The 17,321-nt window shown below is 68.2% G+C and carries 12 protein-coding genes; 6 read left to right on the top strand and 6 right to left on the bottom strand.

Annotated features, from left to right (window positions below; translation table 11 throughout):
- Positions 1–2: 2 nt before the first annotated feature.
- From DB31_RS43545 to folD, 3 genes are all read left to right on the top strand, one after another.
- Positions 3–815 carry an outer membrane lipoprotein-sorting protein gene (locus DB31_RS43545; protein ID WP_052420713.1) on the top strand — a complete coding sequence of 271 codons (813 nt, stop codon included), beginning with the start codon at positions 3–5 and terminating at the stop codon, positions 813–815.
- Between the two features lie 19 nt (positions 816–834).
- Positions 835–2,133, top strand: a complete 1,299-nt coding sequence (locus DB31_RS43550; RefSeq protein WP_044199782.1) for an ABC transporter permease — start codon at positions 835–837, stop codon at positions 2,131–2,133.
- A gap of 69 nt (positions 2,134–2,202) precedes the next feature.
- Positions 2,203–3,102 (top strand): bifunctional methylenetetrahydrofolate dehydrogenase/methenyltetrahydrofolate cyclohydrolase FolD, encoded by a 900-nt coding sequence (gene folD, locus DB31_RS43555; protein WP_044199784.1) that lies wholly within the window; start codon positions 2,203–2,205, stop codon positions 3,100–3,102.
- A gap of 9 nt (positions 3,103–3,111) precedes the next feature.
- On the opposite strand, the gene DB31_RS43560 is transcribed toward folD, so the two are convergent.
- A complete protein-coding gene (locus DB31_RS43560) occupies positions 3,112–4,854 on the bottom strand; it encodes a DEAD/DEAH box helicase (protein WP_044199788.1) in 1,743 nt (580 codons plus the stop codon).
- A 78-nt stretch (positions 4,855–4,932) separates the two neighbouring features.
- Between DB31_RS43560 and DB31_RS43565 the strand changes: the two genes are divergently transcribed.
- Together DB31_RS43565 and DB31_RS43570 are read left to right on the top strand one after the other, a co-directional pair.
- Positions 4,933–5,655, top strand: coding sequence for a hypothetical protein (locus tag DB31_RS43565; RefSeq protein WP_044199792.1), 723 nt, complete (start codon positions 4,933–4,935; stop codon positions 5,653–5,655).
- Positions 5,656–5,737: 82 nt separating this feature from the next.
- Positions 5,738–7,153 (top strand): B12-binding domain-containing radical SAM protein, encoded by a 1,416-nt coding sequence (locus tag DB31_RS43570; protein ID WP_044199896.1) that lies wholly within the window; start codon positions 5,738–5,740, stop codon positions 7,151–7,153.
- Here the strand turns inward: DB31_RS43570 and DB31_RS43575 are convergent.
- The 3 genes from DB31_RS43575 to DB31_RS43585 all read right to left on the bottom strand — a co-directional run bounded on the left by DB31_RS43575 (position 7,130) and on the right by DB31_RS43585 (position 12,507).
- Positions 7,130–11,416 carry an AAA family ATPase gene (locus DB31_RS43575; protein ID WP_240487288.1) on the bottom strand — a complete coding sequence of 1,429 codons (4,287 nt, stop codon included), beginning with the start codon at positions 11,414–11,416 and terminating at the stop codon, positions 7,130–7,132. The genes DB31_RS43570 and DB31_RS43575 overlap by 24 nt on opposite strands.
- A 41-nt stretch (positions 11,417–11,457) precedes the next feature.
- Entirely contained in the window at positions 11,458–11,859 is a 402-nt protein-coding gene (locus tag DB31_RS43580; protein WP_044199795.1) for a hypothetical protein, read from the bottom strand.
- Positions 11,860–11,979: 120 nt separating this feature from the next.
- The gene (locus tag DB31_RS43585) at positions 11,980–12,507 is read right to left on the bottom strand and encodes an SLOG cluster 4 domain-containing protein (RefSeq protein ID WP_044199798.1); all 528 of its coding nucleotides are present in this window, start codon (positions 12,505–12,507) and stop codon (positions 11,980–11,982) included.
- Positions 12,508–12,722: 215 nt separating this feature from the next.
- On the opposite strand from DB31_RS43585, the gene DB31_RS43590 reads away from it, so the two are divergent.
- A complete protein-coding gene (locus tag DB31_RS43590; RefSeq protein ID WP_044199801.1) occupies positions 12,723–13,067 on the top strand; it encodes a hypothetical protein in 345 nt (114 codons plus the stop codon).
- Positions 13,068–13,124: 57 nt separating this feature from the next.
- Here DB31_RS43590 and DB31_RS43595 read toward each other — a convergent pair whose 3' ends face one another.
- Both DB31_RS43595 and DB31_RS43600 read right to left on the bottom strand, forming a co-directional pair.
- The gene (locus tag DB31_RS43595; protein ID WP_044199803.1) at positions 13,125–16,457 is read right to left on the bottom strand and encodes a serine/threonine-protein kinase; all 3,333 of its coding nucleotides are present in this window, start codon (positions 16,455–16,457) and stop codon (positions 13,125–13,127) included.
- Positions 16,454–17,320 carry a hypothetical protein gene (locus DB31_RS43600; RefSeq protein WP_044199806.1) on the bottom strand — a complete coding sequence of 289 codons (867 nt, stop codon included), beginning with the start codon at positions 17,318–17,320 and terminating at the stop codon, positions 16,454–16,456. The genes DB31_RS43595 and DB31_RS43600 overlap by 4 nt, the downstream gene beginning before the upstream one ends.
- Between the last annotated feature and the right edge of the window lies 1 nt (position 17,321).

The raw sequence follows: 17,321 nt of genomic DNA on the forward strand, positions 1-17,321 counted from the left end.
CCATGAGGCCTCAGACCACTCGTTGCACCTCCGCCTGGAGAGCCTGCGCTACCGCCACCCTGCTCACAGCCCTGTCCGCGCTGGCGGGGGCCCCCAAGGCTCCTCCGCCCAAGGCTCCACCCGCCGCGCCCGCGCCCGCGCCCACCGCGCAGGAGCTGCTCACGACGGCGGATCGCTCCCGTGGCGCGCTCGAGAGCGGTGTCACCTGGGACATGACGATCGAAACCGTGGAGGACCAGCAGAAGTCCACCCGCACGGCGGCGGTCAAGGCGCTCAAGTTCGACACGCGGGTGGAGATGAGCGCGCCCGCGTACGCGAAGGGGCAAGTCATCCTCCTCAAGGATCGCGAGATGTGGTTCACCACGCCCAAGCTGAAGAAGCCCATCTTGATCTCGAGCAAGATGAAGCTCTCCGGCCCCGCGTCCAATGGGGACATCGCGACCACCAGCTACTCCAGGGACTACCAGGGCACGATCTCGGGTGAAGAGGCCGTGAGCGGCGAGGACGCCTGGCTGCTCGACCTGAAGGCGAACGAGAAGAACGTCACCTACGATCGCATCCGCTACTGGATCTCCAAGAGTCGCCGGGTGGCGCTCAAGGCGGAGTTCCTCACCCTCCAGGGACAGGTGTTCAAGAGCGCCACGTTCGAGTATGGGAACACGCTCAAGGCTGGCGCGCAGGAGGTCCCCTTCCTCAGCCGGGTGACGATCACGGACGCCGCCGTTCCGGAGAATGTGTCGACGATCCAGTACAGCGCGCCCCGGATGGAGGATCTTCCGACCACCCTTTTCGACGTCCAGTCGCTCGTGCGCTGACGGGCTGGGAGAGACGAGGATGAAGCCCCTGCTCCAAATGGCCGTCCGTAACGTGCTCAAGAACTGGCGGCACAGCCTCGCCTCGATGCTGTCCATCGCAGTGGGGGTGATCGCCCTCGGCCTGTTCGAAGGATACATGGCGGATCTGCGGGCCCTCTATGACGATGGCTTCTCCAAGCGGGGCATGCTCGGAGACGTCCTCATCGAGAAGGCAGGCTCCGAGGAGGGAGCGAAGGCGGATCCCTGGAAGTACCTCCTGGGGGACGCGGAGCAGTCCTTCCTGGAAGGGTATTTGAGGCAGGCCAGCGGGGTGGAGGCGCGGGTGCGGTTCCTCAACCTCTCGGGGCTGGCGTCGAACGGGCGTACCTCCGCGGTGATCGTCGGGTTCGGCTACGACGTGGCAGAGGGCGCCATCACTCGCGGGCCTCGCTGGGCATGGAACACGCTGGCCGGCAAGCCGCTCCAGGATGCAGGGCCAGACTCGGTGCTGCTGGGCCGGAGCATCGGGCAGATCTTCGGCTGCCTCCCCGAAGAGCCAGGCGTCCAGGCCGGGAAGGATCCTCGAGAGGTGCCGGTGAGCTGCAAGCGCAAGATCCAGATCTCCTCGACGACGGGCGCGGGTCAGCTCAACGCGTTGGACGTCGAGGTGGCGGGTCTGGCCACGGTGTCCTTGAAGGAGCTCGAGGCGAAGTACGCGATCATGCCCCTACCGCTGGCCCAGCAGCTGCTGGATACAAAGGGAGTGACGATGTACAGCGTGCGGCTGTCGGACCCGTCTCAGGCGGGTGCCTTCGCGGAGCAGCTGCAGGCCGCGGCCCGGCAGAAGGGGTTGGAGCTGCAGGCCAAGAGCTGGCGCGAACACCGGCTGGGTGAGGTCTTCCGGCGCGGGATGGGCGTGCTCGCGGTCTTCCGGACGCTGGTGGCGCTGGTGGTGCTGATCGTCGCGGGAATGTCGGTCCTCAACACGCTCTACAAGGCGGTGAGCGAGCGCACGCGAGAGATCGGCACCTTGAGGAGCCTGGGCTTCCTGCGGCGGCACATTCTCGTGCTGTTCGGTTTGGAGGGCGGGCTGCTGGCGCTCGCAGCCTCGGTGGGCGGAATCCTCGTCACCGTCGTGCTCGCGACGTTCGTGAACCGGGCAGGCATCACCTACAAAGGAGGGCTGCTCGCGGAGGCCATCCCGCTGAGCATCGCCATCACGCCTGGGCTCTACGTGCGCAGCGCGGTCACCCTGTGTCTGCTGGCCGTCATCGCCGCGCTCATACCCGCCCGCCGAGCGACCCGAATGAAGATCCCGGACGCGCTCGGCCACGCGTAGTGCTGGCGGGCCTCATCGTTAGGAATTTCTCGCCCGCAGCTCCTGGGATTTGGCGTAAGGAGCCAGCGCATGGCGCGGATTATCGACGGGACCGAGATCAGCCGGGTGATGCGGGAGCAGATGGCCCAGGAGGTGGCGGCGCTCAAGGCCGCTGGGATCACTCCCGGGCTGTCCGTGGTGCTGGTGGGCAACAACCCCGCGAGCCAAGCCTATGTGTCCAGCAAGACCAAGGCGTGCGAGGCCCTCGGGATGCGAGGCCAGACGCTGAACCTGCCGGAGAACGTCTCCACGCAGGAGCTGTTCGCGGTCATCGACCGCCTCAACGCAGACTCCTCGGTGCACGGCATCCTGGTGCAGCTCCCGCTCCCGGCTCACCTGCCCTACAAGGCCGTGCTGGAGCACATCCACCCGGACAAGGACGTCGACGGCTTCCATCCCCTCAACGCCGGGCTGGCCTTCGTCGGCGACCCTCGCGCGTTCGTGCCCTGCACCCCCGCCGGCATCATGGAGATGATCCGCCGAGAGAACATTCCCACCCGGGGCAAGCACGCGGTCATCGTCGGGCGCAGCCTCATCGTCAGCAAGCCTTTGGCCTCGCTGCTCATGGCTCCCGGCCCCGACGCCACCGTCACCCTCACGCACCGGCACACGCAGGACCTCGCCTCGTTCACCCGGCAGGCGGACATCCTCATCGTCGCCGTGGGCAAGCAGAACCTCATCACCGCTGACATGGTGAAGCCCGGTGTCGTGGTCATCGACGTGGGCCAGAACCGGGTTCCCGATGACAGCTCCCCCCGCGGCTACCGCATGGTCGGCGACGTCGACTACGCCGCCGTCAGCGAGAAGGCCGAGGCCATCACCCCCGTACCCGGTGGCGTGGGCCCGATGACCATCACCATGCTGCTCGCGAATACGCTTCAGGCCGCGCGCCAGATGCAGGCGCGCGGGACATCAGGGAATCCGCGGTAGAGCCAGGGATCAGCCCCGATCCCGGCGGACAGGGACCTTCCTGCCCCGGAGCGTCGCGTGGCGCAGCGCTGTGATGATCCGTTCAGCGTCTGGCTCCGGCACCTCCACCAGGGAGAAGGCGTCAGCGATCTGGATCGCTCCGATCCGTGAGGACTCCAGGCCCGCTTCGCCTGCGATGGCACCCACCAGATCCGCAGGGCGCATGCCCGCATTCCGGCCCGCGCCGATGTAGAGCCGCGTGATGTCCCAGTCAGACCGCTGCGCGGGCCCTCGAGGCTCCCGCTCCTCTCGCCCAGGACGTCCCCCAGGCCCCTTGCCCTTCCCTGGCCTTTCAGCAGGTGCCTTCCCCTCGGGCCGCTCGGAGCGCGGACGCTTCTCGGAGGGCGGGGCGACAACTGGAATCTCCTCTTCGCCCGCCGCCTTGCCGTCGTCGCGGTTCTCCTGGATGAACTTCACCGCAGCTGCCGCCACGTCCATCACATCGAACTCTGCCGCCAGTTCCTCCGCCACCCTCCGGAACGGATCCAACCCGCCCGCCACCAGCACCTCTCTCAGCGAGGCCCGGGTCAGCTCCAGGTGTCGCGCTCGGAGATCCGCCACCGTGGGCACCGCCGCCACTTCGATGCGCTGACCCGTCAGCTTCTCCAGGTTGCGCAGCAACCGGTGCTCCTTGGGCTCCACGAGCGTGATCGCCACTCCCTCGCGCCCCGCCCGGCCCGTGCGCCCAATCCGGTGCACATAGGCCTCCGGCGCGTTGGGCACGTCGAAGTTCACCACGTGCGACAGCCTCGGAATGTCCAGGCCCCGTGCCGCCACATCCGTCGCCACCAGCAGATCCGCCGCGTGCGTCTTCAGCTGCTTGATGACCCGATCGCGCTGCTCCTGGCTCATGCCGCCATGCAGCGCCAGCGCTCGCCAGCCTCGGCCATTGAGCGACACCGAGAGTTCATCCACCTCGGTCCGCGTCCGGCAGAACACGATGGCCGCCGTGGGCGACTCCACATCCAGCACCCGGCACAGCGTGGCCACCTTGAAGGCCCTCGTGACGATATACGCCGTCTGCCGCACCCGCGGCAGCTCGCCCTGCTGCACCTTCTCCTTGGCGATCTTCACGCGCACCGGCTCGCGCAGGTGCCGCTCCGCAATGGCCGCGATACGCGTGGGCAGCGTCGCGGAGAAGAGCGCCGTCTGCCGCTCCTCGGGCGTCGCGGACAGGATCGCCTCGAGATCCTCCGCGAAGCCCATGTCGAGCATCTCGTCCGCCTCGTCCAGCACCACCACCTGCACGTCGTCCAACTTCAGTGTCTTGCGCTGCAAGTGATCGAGCGCCCGTCCCGGCGTCGCCACCACCACGTCCACGCCGCGCTTGAGCACCCTCAACTGCTGCCCAATCACCTGCCCCCCGTACAGCGGGAGCACCGTCACGCCGAGCTTCTGGCCATAGCGATGGATGGCCTCGGCCACCTGCATGGCCAGCTCGCGCGTGGGCACCAACACCAGCGCGGACGTCGTGAACGGCGCCCGAGATCCAGGCTCGATCTTCTGCAACAACGGCAGGGCAAAGGCCGCCGTCTTCCCGGTCCCCGTCGCCGCGATGCCCAGCAGATCCTTGCCCGCCAGCAACGGCGGAAGCGCCGCGCGTTGGATCGGCGAGGGCTCCTCATAGCCGAGGGCTCGAATGGACTCGAGGAGGGGTGGGATGAGCCCCAATGAATCGAAGCTGCTGTCGGGTGGCGTCGTCGGTTCCTTCACATGGGGGCTTGTACCACCTCGCCCAGAGCCAGAGAGCCCAAAGACGCGAGAACCGTTGAGCGGTATATGAAGGGGACAATGACCGAGCAGAGCCCGCGTTTCTCCAACGCCCCGCCCCCACAGCTGGGGCGCGTGGCGTTCCACGCCGTCGCCTCAGGCCTTGCCCCCCTCATCCCCATCCCCTTCCTGGATGACTACGCCCTCCGCCAGGTGCGCGAGCGCATGGTCCGCGCCGTCCTCCAGGACCACAGCCTCCCCACCCCCGCCAAGGCGGTCTCCGTCCTCGCCGGCTCGCAGAACTCCATCACCCTCGGCGGCCGGGTGATCAACCTCTTCAAGGGCCTGGCGCTCCTGCCCCTCAAGAAGGTCTTCCGCAAGGCCTTCATCCTCTTGTGGGTGAAGGACTGCGTGGACATGGCCTCCTACTCCCTGCACCACGGCTACCTGCTCCAGCACGCGCTCACCCGGGGCGATCTCACCGCGCTCACCCTCGACGGAGACGCTCCGCTCCGCGTCCATGACGCCATCCTCGCTGCCTGCAAGGAGCAGGACTCCCGCCCCATCAACCAGCTCCTGTCCCGGCTCTTTGCCAGCTCCAAGCTGCTGCTCTCCGAGGCCACCAAGGCCATCATGAACCCCTTGCTCGGCCAGCCCCGCGTCCCCGAGAAGGGCGAGGAGGCCGAGGTCGCCTCCCTGGCCGACCGGCTCGCCGCCGCCCTCTGGGAGCAGCGCGGCTACTTCTCCACGCTCGAGGAGCGCTACCAGAGGCACCTGCAGGGCGGCCCGACCCCCTCCCTCTGAGCTCGTGACCCGTGACTCACCGTGAGAGGTCTCCTCACGTTCTGTCCTTTTTCCAACGGTGTGGCAGTCTTTCAGTCACACCATGCGTATCGCGATCATCGCCACATACACCCACCCCACCCGGAAGCGCGTCAAGGAGTACTCGATCATGCAGTCGTCGGTGCCGGAGCTGATCGCCGGCATCTGCCCCCCGCATGTAGAGGTGGAGATCTTCAACGAGAAGGAGGTGGACATCCCGCTGGATCGCCACTGGGACCTCGTCTTCTTCTCCTACCTGCACTCGTACTACGAGCACACCAAGGTGCTCTCCACGCTGTTCCGCCAGCGCGGAATCACCACCGTGGCGGGCGGGCGGCACGCCGGGCACTTCGCCGATGACGTGGAGAAGTACTTCGACGCCGTCGTCATCGGCGAGCCCGAGGCCAACGTCCCCGCCGTCATCGAGGACTTCGAGAAGGGCCAGCTGAAGCGGCGCTACGCCCTGCCCTCGCTTGGCCCGGCCGCCATCAAGCCGCAGCGGTACGAGCTGCTCGACTTCAAGCTCAGCCCCATGCGCATGTCGAGCATCGAGGCATCGCGCGGCTGCCCCTTCACCTGCAACTTCTGCGTGCTCACCGGCCACGAGAAGTACCGCTACCGCCCCGTCGCGGACGTCATCGACGAGATCCGCACGAAGATGGCCTTCAACAAGAACTTCTTCGGGCTGATCGACAACTTCTTCGGGTTCGTGGACAACAACCTGGGAGGCTCGCCCAAGTACCTGCGCGAGCTGTGCGAGGCGCTCATCCCCCTGAAGAAGAACTGGGGTTGCTCGCTCACCTTCAACATCCTCAAGGACGAGTCCCTGGTGAAGCTCATGGCCCAGGCCGGGTGCCGCTACATCTACACGGGCCTGGAGTCGCTCAACCCTGACTCCATCAAGGCCATGAACAAGGGCCAGAACAAGCTGTCCGACGTGGACGCCGTCATCCGCCGCGCCTTCTCCAACGGCATCATCCTGTCGTTCGGGCTGCTGGTGGGCTCGGACGGCGACACCAACGAGTACCTGGAGAAGGTCCCCCAGTACCTGGCGGACCTGAAGCACTTCTCCATCACCTTCCTGGGCATCGTCTGCCCGTACCCGGAGACGCCGTTCTACCGCCAGGTCCAGTCCGAGGGCCGGCTGCTGCCCGGCACCATCAGCCGGGACTATGACGGCTACACGCTGTGCCACCGCCCGAAGAACCTGCACCCCTCGGAGGCGGCCGAGCACTTCGTTCGGCTGTGCAAGCAGCTGGGCTCCTTCCCCAACCTGCTGCGGCACTACAGCTCCAAGCTGCTCATGAGCAACCTGCCGCGCTACAGGAGCGGGATACTCTTCTCCGGGCCGGAGATCCTCAGCATCCGCAACCCCGTGAAGAACCCGGAGCGCCGCTACATCGCCGGCCTGGATTCCATCGAGGCCTGGGACGCGGAGCAGATGGCGAAGCTGGGACTAGAGCCGCAGCGCCTCAGTTGAGGCAGCCGTCGAGGCGGGCAGCGCGGCGGCGGGCGGCGGGAGCTGGGGCGTGCCATCCGCCTCCAGCCGCTGCACGCGCCGCAGCTCGGCCTTGGCGCCAATGGCGGTGAACACCTCGCGCGCACGCGCCAGCAGCGCGGCGCGCCGGTGCGGCAGAGCCACCGCCGCGTCGTAGCACGCCACACCCAGCTCCCACCGGTTGGGCGCCTTCTCGAGCACCTCGATGGCCTGGAGGAACACGGGCTCGGCGGCGGCCATGCCCTTGCGCAGCCGCAGGAAGCGGGCCGTCACCCGAAGCGCCGGGCCCTTCATATATGGGTAGATGCGCGACAGCGCCCGCGCCTTGAAGCAGCCCAGCCGGACGATCCGCTGCAGCTTCGAGCGAGGCACCGACGTAGCCCCGTTCTCCAGCGCGAAGAGCGCCGCCTCGGCCGCGTCCACCAGGCCGATCTGCAGGAAGGGCACCAGCACCTGGTACTTCCACACCGTGTCGAAGGCCTGCACGGCCACCCGCGCCGCGTCCTCCACGCGGTGCTCGCGCACGTACACGTTGGCCAGGTGGTTGAGCGCCGCGCACTGGTTGGCCAGGTCATCCACCTCGATGCTGATGCGCAGCCCCTTCTCCAGCTCCTCGCACAGCTGCGCTACGTCGCCGTCCCCGCGCAGGTAGCGGCACATGGGCACCCAGGCATGGGACCAGCCCTGGTGCATCAGCGCATTGAGCTCTACGCCCATCTCGCCCATCTCGCGGTAGTACTTCTCCGCCACCTCGAAGCGCGAGGCGAGGAAGTGGCTGGTGGCCACCACCATCATCGCGGTCTGCACCTCCCACCGCTCGCCCACCTGGCGCAGCATGTCGATGGCTTCCACGCCCAGCTTGCCGGCCTTGTCCTGCTCGTTGAGGAAGATGGCGCTGAAGCCCAGGCGGCCCAGCGCAATGCCCTCCGCCACCGCATCCTGCGAGCGGCGGCCGAAGTCCCGGGCCTCCTCCAGGTACCGCACCGAGCGCTTGAGCAGCCCCGCGCCGAACAGCACCGTGCCGTAGTACGAGCCGGCCTGGCTGAGCCCCCAGTCCGTGCGGGCCCGCTGCGCCATGTTGATGGCCGCCAGCGTGGCCCAGATGAGCTTGGACAGGTCCACGAAGTAGTAGATGCGGCCCAGGGAGTAGAGCGTGCTGAGCTGCTTGAGGAAGAGCGCCCGCTGGTGCGCCGGCACGGGCCGCAGGATCCACGGGAAGACGAGGCTCACCAGGTGGACGCCCAGGTTGAGGGCCGTGCGCGCCACCAGCCCCACCATGGTCCTCGGCGTCGTACGCCCCATCAGGTTCAGCGCGCGCTCCAGCTCCTGGATGGCGCGGCCGGACTCGCCCTTCTCCTGGAAGGCGCGGCCCAGGCCCACGTGGATGTCCGCGCGCACCTCCGCCGCGTCCTCCTCCGCCAGCCGCTGCTCGAACATCTGGATGGCGGCCGCGTAGTTGCCCGCCTGCAGCAGCGTCTGCGCCAGCTCCAACATCACCTGGCGCGTGTCCTCCAGCACCACGTGCTGATCCAGCGTCTCCGAGTGGGAGAGCACCTCCAGCACGCGGTTGTAGTGGTGGATGGCTTCTTCGTTGGCGTACTGGCGCTTGGCGGCGCGCGCGGCCATGAGCGTGTACTCCAGCCCCTTGGCCTCGTCGTTCCCCGCCATGTAGTGGTACGCGAGGATGCCCGCGGGCTTCACCGCGGTGTCCGCCGCGCGCTTCTCCAGGAAGCGCGCCAGGCGCCGGTGCAGCTGCTCGCGCGCAGACACCATCAGCGTGTTGTACGCCACGTCACGGATGACGATGTGCTTGAAGAGGCAGGTGTACGGCTCCTCCATCTCCAGCAGCACCATGCCCAGGCTCGTCAGCTGCGCCATGGCCCGCTTCGCCTCCTCCAGCGCGATCCCCTCCGGCAGCAGCGCGTGCACGGCATCCAGCGAGAAGATGCGGCCGATGACGGAGGCCACCTTGACGATGAGCTTCTCCAGCTCCGGCAGCAAGTCGATGCGGTTGAGCACCACGTCCTGGATGGAGTCCGGGATGCGCAGGCTCTGCAGACTGCGGCGCAGCACCCGCCCGCCCCCGGTCGTCTCCTCCAGGTGCCCCTCCTCCACCAGCCCGCCCACCAGCGACTCGATGAAGAACGGGTTGCCCTGGACCTTGGTGATCATCAGGTTCTCGAGGGCCGGGTTCGGTGGGTTCAGCCTCAGGTGCAGGCGCAGCAGCGCGCGTGTGTCCTCCTCATCCAGCTGCGTCAGGTCCACCCGGAGCACGCCGCCCGGAACCTGCAGATCCTTCAGCGCATCACCTGGCCGCATCGTCACCAGCATCGCCAGCCGCAGCGAGCTGCTCCGCGCCGCCACGTACTCGATCAGGTCCAGGGAGATCTGATCGGCCCAGTGCAGATCCTCGAAGAAGAGGAGCACCGGCATGGCCTCGGTCAGCTTCTCCAGCAGCCGGTGGATGATGTGGAAGACCTGCTGGTTCTTCTGGCGCGCGTCCATGGACGCCGTACGCTCATCCTCCGCCACCGCCAGGCCCATGATGTTGGCCAGCACCGGCACCCACTCCAGCCCCACATCCTCCAGGCCCTCGAAGACGGTGCGGATGCGCTCCAGGCGCTCCTGGGCATTGTTCCCCTCGTGGAGCTGGAACAACTGGACCAGCACCTCCTTCCACGGGAAGAACGGGGTGAACGTCTCGTACGAGTAGCAGATGCCGTACAGCGTCAGCGCACCGTGTGCCTCCGCCTCTTCCACCAGCCGGCTGGACAGGCGCGACTTTCCGATGCCCGCCTCTCCCGAGATGATGCTCACCCGGCCACTGCCGGCGATGGACTCCTCCATCGCCTCGCGCAGCAGTGCCAGCTCCCTGCGGCGCCCGACAATCTCGCCTTGCCCCTTCACCAGCAGGCTGCGCACCTGCCGCGACTGCACCCGGTAGATGGGCACCACGCGAGAGATGCCCTTGAGCTTGGCGTCCTCCACGTGCTCCAGGGAGAACTCGTGCAGCACCTTGCGCTGGGTGCTGGCCTCGATCTGAATGCCCGGCTCCTTCAAGTGGGCCATCAGCCGCGCCGCGGTGTTCACCACCTCGCCCAGCGCCCAGTAGCCCTTGCGCGACGGCGCGCCCATTTCGCCCCAGTACGCCGGGCCCGTGGCGATGCCGATCCGCAGCTCTTCGATGGAGGGAAACTCCCCCTGCCCCTGCAACAGCTTCGAGGCGAAGTGGCAGGCCAGGGACTCCTTGTTCTGCTGCGCCGTGGGCGCGCCGAAGACGAAGTAGAGGACGTTGCCCTTGTCCGTGAAGTCCGGCATCAGCAGCACGCCCCGGTGGGCGGTGCTCTCGCGCTGGGCGAACGTGAAGAAGCCGTTCAGCTCGTTCACGAACACCTCGGCCTGCGAGTGCTCATGCCGGCTCTTCACCCGCACGAAGACGCAGGTGATGTCGCGGAAGTCACCCTTGAAGCCCTCGTGCGAGGTCATCACCTTGCGCAGCAGCTCCGGGTGCAGCAGCAGCGAGCACTGCCCCAGTGCCCGGGCCCCGCCCACCGGCAGCGCCCGCTGAGGTGGCGCGGTGAGGTTGCCCGGCGCCAGGAACCGCCAGAACCCATCCCGGGACTCACCAGGGCTGCCGTCGGGCAGCAGCGCGGCGGCCTGGGGACTGAGCACCACCTCTCCGCCGGAGGCCTTCTTCTCCGCGGCCACCGCCTGCTCCAGCGGCTGGCCCACGAGCCCCGGCTGCAGCCACTGGTCCGGCTCTCCGAGGACGATGCGGTGGCACTCGCCAAAGCCCACGCCAATGCGCGAGGACACGGTGAAGCGCTGGCCCAGCACCTCCACGCGGCTGAAGCGGGCCAGCTTCCGCTGCACGTGCGCGCCGCAGATCGCCGCGCGCCGCACCACATCCCCGTCTGTCTCTCCGCGATCCGGCTCGAAGAGCGCCAACACCGAGTCTCCGGCGAACTGGTAGATGTCCCCGCCGTAGTCGCGGATGCCCTCGATCATCTCCGTGAAGCAGTTGGAGAGCAGGCGCTGGAGCGCGTCGATGCCCCGCGGCCCCTCGTTGCCCAGCGAGACGACGATCGGGGTGAAGCCGGCGATGTCCAGCAGCAGGCTGGCGCCGCGCGCGGACTCCACCGGAGGCAGCGGGGCCTCGCCCAGCTGCGCCAGCTTGCGCACGATCGCCGCTGGGACGTACGGAGCGAGCGCCGCCAGCGTCATCCGCTCGTTGCGATCGTTCAAGAAGCGCTCCTCATGAGCCACTCAGCACCCAGGGACATGGCTCAGGACAGCACCGAGAAGCGAATCCACACCGCGAACACGAACGCCACCGCCCATACGGCGATCTCGATGGTCTCCGAGAGCGGCTGCGTTTTGCGGATGGCTCCCCACACATGGATGATGATCATCAGCCCGGAGACGAGCGACACCATGTCGAACAGGATGTGGTGGCTCTTGGGATCGGGGATTCCATGCGCCACGGCGAAGAGCATGGAGAGCGCCGCCGCGCCCAGGCACCGCCCGAAGTACACCGTCAGATCCTTGTTGCCCTCTGGGATCTTCCATCCGAACCACTTCGCCCACGTCAGCGGAGCAAAGAGCAGCGGTAGGGCGATGACCACCACGAAGAACGTCGTGGCGATCACGAGGTACCAGCTGGCCAACGGGTAGTCGGGGTTGATCATGGCGAAGGCAACGCCCCAGAGGCCGCTTCATTCGCGTGCGGTAGTCCCTGGAGGGAGTGTTCGCCACCCAGCATACCAGAGGAGCCGCTCGGACGACCTGTGAGGTTTGCGCGCAGCGGCTCAGCGGACCGTGGCCAGCAGCCATTCGCAGACGCGCTCCAGCGAGTCCGTCCGCTCGAGCTCCTCCGGGAATCTCCTGAATTCTCGTTCAGGTCCAAAGAGAATGGCGGGCTTGCGGTAGCTCTGCGCCAGGGAGGCCTCGGAGAGCGTGCCCGGACCGCCGGGCAGGAAGACGAGCCCATGGGCGGTGAGCACGTTCACGTGGTTGCGGCTCATGGGCTCCTGGCCCCGGACTCCGCGCAGCGGCAGGTGGGTGAGCACGGGCAGCTCGATGTTCGGGTTGGGGTAGCCCAGGGGTGCCTTGTACACCCCGTCCACCACCTCGCCGGGGATGATGCCAATGGAGAGCCCGTGGCGCCCCGGCACAGCCACGAAGGCCTCGGCCGCCACGCGCATGACGCCCTCGCCTGCCCCCGTGAGCAGATCGTAGCCGTGCTCGGCGATCCACCGCGCCAGCGGCACCACCCTCTCGCGGAACTCGTCTCGCCCCGAGCCCATCACGCCGATGATCTTTCTGCGCTGGAACATGATCCTTCCCATGTAGGGAGGCAGTGCCTCGGATTCCAGTATTTCGGCCGACCCCCCAGGGCGCCTGAGCCTTGAGACACTCCGAGAATCCACCCTGTTCCCGAGCCACCCGAGCAAAAAGGCTGCGCGGAGCGCGCCCTACCCGTGCGCCGCGTCACCGCCCACCATGTCGGACCAGCCCCCTACCTTGCGCGAGGAAGCCTGGAGGTTCCGAGATGTTCGATCTGTGCGCGGGCTGCGCGAGGCGCGGCAAGGCCTATGAGATCTTCGACTGGTGCGCGCACTGCGAGCGCTCACTCTGCCCCAACTGCATGATGGAGGGCTGCTGCGAGAACCTCCCGGCTCGCTCCGGCCAGCTCGCCTTCAAGCAGCTTCGAGGACGGCTGAGCTGGCGCGCCACGTGGCTCCGCTCCCTGCCTTCTTCCGAGGAGGTGCCTGCCGTGCTCGAGGCACACTTCGGCGGGCGGTGCTGCTCCAGGGCCCGTGCCGTGCCGTGCTCCTGCGCGTTCCACTGGATCTGCCCCAGCCACGGCGACCAACACGTCGGCTCGCACGACTGAGGCACGGTGGCGCGAGAGCGGGAGGAGCCCGAAGCGGCCCCTCCCCCACGCCCGCCGTTACTTCTTCGGCCAGGGATCCAGCTCGACTTCCTGGCCCGGTACCGCCATCACCGACACAGCCAGTCCGTCACCCCCCGGGCACGTGATGATGACCGGCAGCTCCTTGCCGGCCTCGATGGACGTCTTCGCGCTGCTCTCCGGGAGCACGTTCTCCCCGATCTTGATGGTGCAGCCCTTGATGTTGCCCACGAGGCTCAGCGTCCCCGTGCTGCCCGGCTGCGGCAGCGCCTCGGGGATGGTGCGCACATCGATGCGATCCCGGCGCTCGGTGCGCCCGAAGCGGCGCAGCTTGCCGTCCATGGCGGTGGAGACGAGCAGTGCGCCCGGCTTCTCCACGCGCGGCGCCTTCGAGTCCACCTGGAGCCCGCCGATGTAGAGCTTCTCGCCCGGCGCAAGGTTGATGACCTGGATGCCGTCACCCGAGCTCATGACGCGCATGGCGATGAAGCCCACGATGGCCAGCAGCACGGCGCCCACGGCCACGAGGATCCACGTCTTCGATGAGCTCGGCTCGGCCACCTCCGGCTGCACGGAAGCAGGCGTGGTTGTGGCCGCGACCGGGATGGGGTTGGGAATGGGGGCTGGCGAGGGCACCGCCGGCATGGCCGTCCGGGACGGAGCCTGGTTGGGGGCGGGCACACTGGGACGCGGGGCGGGCGCATGCGCCGCCACCTGGGTGCTAGGACGGGACACCGGCGCCGTGGCGACCGCAACGGCCGGAGTGCCCACCACGGAGGGCCGCTGCCCCGTCTGAGACGGGGCCACGGCCGCCACGGGAGCGGTGTTGCCCTGCGCCATGACTTGAGCCGGAGCGCCCTGAGCCGTGGGCATCTGGCGAATGCCGGAGCGCGTGGAGCCGGAAGAGGGAGCCTGCGGCACCGCGCCCAAAGCGGGCCTCGAGCTCGTGCTGGGACGCGCCTGCTGGCCGGCCGCCTGCCTCATCCGAGCCTGCTCGGCGGCCTCGGCGCTGGCGGCCTCGGCGGGAGGCTGCGTCGCCGCGGTGGGAATCGGCCGAGGGCCACTGCCGGACTTGGGGTTCGGCGTGGCAACAGGACCGGAGCCCGTACCGGGGCGAGAGCCCGTCAGGTTGGGACGCGAGCCTGAGCCTGTCCCCGAGCCGGAGGCCGCGCCCGCCAGCCGCGCCGAGGAGCGCGTATTGCTCGGACTCTCCAGATCGCCGGTGCCGCCGGCGTTCAACCGCGGGTGCGAGCCAGAGCCGGACGAGGTGGAGGCGCCTGCGGGCGCGTACTCGGACAGCCGGTCCGCCAGCGTATCCTTGAAGAACTGCGCCACCGCGGCCGGCGAGGAATTGAGCCGGTGGTGCGCCATCACCGCCTCGATCTCCTCGCGCATCGCCGCCGCCGAAGGCGTGCGCCGCGACGGATCCTTCACCAGGGCGCGGAGGATCAGATCCGACACGTCCTGGGGAATGCTCGGCTTGAGCTGCGAGGGCACGGGGGCCGGCTCGCGGACGATGGCGTTGAGCGTGGCCGCGTCGTGATCGCGGCGGAACGGTAGCTGGCCGGTGAGCAGCTCGAAGAGCACCACGCCCAGCGCGAACACGTCGTTGCGCGCGTCCAGCGGGCGGCCCGCGGCGGCCTCCGGGGAGATGTACGAGATCTTCCCCTTGAGCACGCCGGCCTGGGTGTGATCCTCGCCCTGCACCTTGGCGATGCCGAAGTCGCTGAGCTTCACCGCGCCGTCGAGCGAGATGAGGATGTTGTGCGGGCTGACGTCGCGGTGCACCACGGGGTGCGCGTTACCGGCCGGGTCCACGTAGCTGTGGGCGTAGTGAAGGCCCGCCGACGTCTCCGCGACGATGCGCAGCGCGTGCTCCATGGGCAGCGCCAGGCCCTTGCGGCGCAGCTCGTTCATCAGCCGCTTCAGGTCCGGGCCGCGGACGTACTCCATGAGGATGTACGCCACGCCATCAGTGACGCCCACGTCGAACGTCTGCACGACGTTGGGGTGCGTGAGACGTGCGTTCGCCCGGGCCTCGGCGAAGAGCATGTCCACGAACTCGGGATTCTCCGCGAACTGCTGGAGAATCTTCTTCATCACCAGGAACTTCTCGAAGCCCTTCACGCCGACCTGCTTGGCGAGAAACACTTCGGCCATACCGCCCTGGCCCAGCCGGCGGATGATCTGCAGCTTGCTGCCGCTGTGGTTGCCGCTGATGTCCGTGTTGCCCGCGTTGCCCTGCTGGGGCTCCGCGTTGGCCTGGCCAAAGAGGAACTGGGTGATGGCCTTGGACTCGAGCGCCTCGATGTCCTCGTGCGGCCTGTCCGTCAGCGGCACGCGCGCCAGGAACTGAGGCAGGTTGGGAATGGAGGCCAGGCGCGAGGCCCCGCCGCACACCACGCAGGGGCGCTCCTGGCCCTCGTTCTGCTTGAGCAGCTGCAGGAACGAGGCGGCGTGCTGGCGCTGGTGGTGCAACTGGCCGCAGTTCTGGCACTCGTACGGCAACCAGAGCGAGTGAATCTTCGCCGGCAGCGGCTTGCCGGACTTGGCCAGCGGCGAGAGCACCGAGGGCGGCACCCGGCACAGCACCACGTGGGCGCCCTTGGCGGACGTCTCCAGCACCTGCTCCAGCTTGAGCACGCCCTCCAGTTCCACCTTGGCGACGTGCGAGAAGTCGAACGCGACGCGGCCCTCCAGGCCCGAGGCCAGGCGGCGCACGTTGAGATCACCCCGGATGACGCTGGCCAGGGTGACGTACGTCATGTCGTCCTGCACCACCTTCAGCGTCTGGGGCAAATCCAGAGGCTCGGCGGCGACGGTCAGGCGCAGGTAGCGCATCACCACCGGATCCACGGAGCTCAGGTTCTGCCGGCGCATGTAGCCGAAGAACTCGCTGGGCAGATCCGCGAACTCCAGCGGGTTGGAGCAGACGGGGCAGTTGTGCTCGGGGGCGCGGTTCTCGGATATGATCTGCGCCTCGTCCATCAGGTTGACGGCGCGCAGCCGATCCTCGCTGCACGTCTTGCACGTGTACGGCGCCAGCACCGTAAGCACGCGCGAGACACCCGCGAAGCCCTCCACCATGTTCAGCTGGTCCACCACCACCGGCGGCGCGTAGACCACGTACATGCTGATGGCGCCCTGCGGCAGCCTGGAGACGAACTCGATCCACTTCCGCACGCCAAACGAGCTGATGCGGTCCACGGCGCCGAGATCGAGGATGACGATCCCGGTGAGGTCCGGGCTGGCGGACGTGAGCGGGAACGTCTCGTCAATGACGCCGGAGATCTTCACGTGGGTGATGTTGCCCACGCGGCTCCGGCTGATGTGTGCGTTAGAACCCTGGTTCTCCACCGGCCCTACCCTCATTCCGTACAGAACAGCAGCGACTTGGGGAACCCTGCGCGACGGCGCGCATCCCCGAGATCCACCGCGCACAGCACGCGCGACTCACGCCCTCGGAGAACGCGCACAGCGATGACATCGCTGTGCTCGATCATCCGCCTCAGCCCCAGCCCCGCCCCACCCCCTTCAGAATTGACCTGCACACGCCCCCCGTAAGAATCCAGCGCCCGGGCGAAGGGCCCGGTCGTCAACCGCCCGAACCGATCCACCGCCTCCAGGTAGATGCGCGAGCCGTCCACCGCCAAGCCCAGCTCGCAAGCATCCCCGGCATCCACCTCGTGCACTTCGGTGCGCCGGTGGGCGTACTTCGCTTGCCCCTGCGCGTCCACAGGCGCGTCCAGCAGGGCATTGACTGCCAGCTCGTGGAGCACGTCCGCCGCGAGCTGGCTGGCCACCTTCGAACCTCCGGCCTCCTGCACCACCATGCTGGCGGCGTCCGAGGCGTGCTGCACATCCTTCATCCGCCGCAGCTTCTGCCGGGCCACGGCCAGCCCCGGAGGGACCAGGGAGCCGCCCCGCAGCACGGCCCCTAGCAGCTGCGCTTCCCACTCGGTGGGCCCGCTCTCCGGCTCCCGCGTGGCCAGCAGCAGCGCGGGCGGATCCCTCCGGAGCAGATCCGCATGCGAGGGCAGTAACTTGCCGTCGTACAGCACGAGCCGACGGCGCACGGCGGAGCTTGGCCCACTCGCATCCTCGGTGCCGGAGAACAGGGAGACCCCACCCCTCGCCAGGGTGGGGGCTACCTGCTCGAGCACTGTGGGCGCGAGCGAGGGGTCTGCGATCAACAGGAGGCCGGGGTCGGCCCCCAGGTGGGAGGCGGGTCTCAAG

The sequence above is a fragment of the Hyalangium minutum genome, assembly GCF_000737315.1.
Lineage (GTDB): Bacteria > Myxococcota > Myxococcia > Myxococcales > Myxococcaceae > Hyalangium > Hyalangium minutum.

Bases quoted from the DNA above. Each gene is read 5' to 3' on its own strand.
- DB31_RS43545 (WP_052420713.1), top strand. From the start codon at position 3: ATGAGGCCTCAGACCACTCGTTGCACCTCCGCCTGGAGAGCCTGCGCT.
- DB31_RS43550 (WP_044199782.1), top strand. From the start codon at position 835: ATGAAGCCCCTGCTCCAAATGGCCGTCCGTAACGTGCTCAAGAACTGG.
- folD (WP_044199784.1), top strand. From the start codon at position 2,203: ATGGCGCGGATTATCGACGGGACCGAGATCAGCCGGGTGATGCGGGAG.
- DB31_RS43565 (WP_044199792.1), top strand. From the start codon at position 4,933: ATGACCGAGCAGAGCCCGCGTTTCTCCAACGCCCCGCCCCCACAGCTG.
- DB31_RS43570 (WP_044199896.1), top strand. From the start codon at position 5,738: ATGCGTATCGCGATCATCGCCACATACACCCACCCCACCCGGAAGCGC.
- DB31_RS43580 (WP_044199795.1), bottom strand. From the start codon at position 11,859: ATGATCAACCCCGACTACCCGTTGGCCAGCTGGTACCTCGTGATCGCC.
- DB31_RS43585 (WP_044199798.1), bottom strand. From the start codon at position 12,507: ATGTTCCAGCGCAGAAAGATCATCGGCGTGATGGGCTCGGGGCGAGAC.
- DB31_RS43590 (WP_044199801.1), top strand. From the start codon at position 12,723: ATGTTCGATCTGTGCGCGGGCTGCGCGAGGCGCGGCAAGGCCTATGAG.
- DB31_RS43595 (WP_044199803.1), bottom strand. From the start codon at position 16,457: ATGAGGGTAGGGCCGGTGGAGAACCAGGGTTCTAACGCACACATCAGC.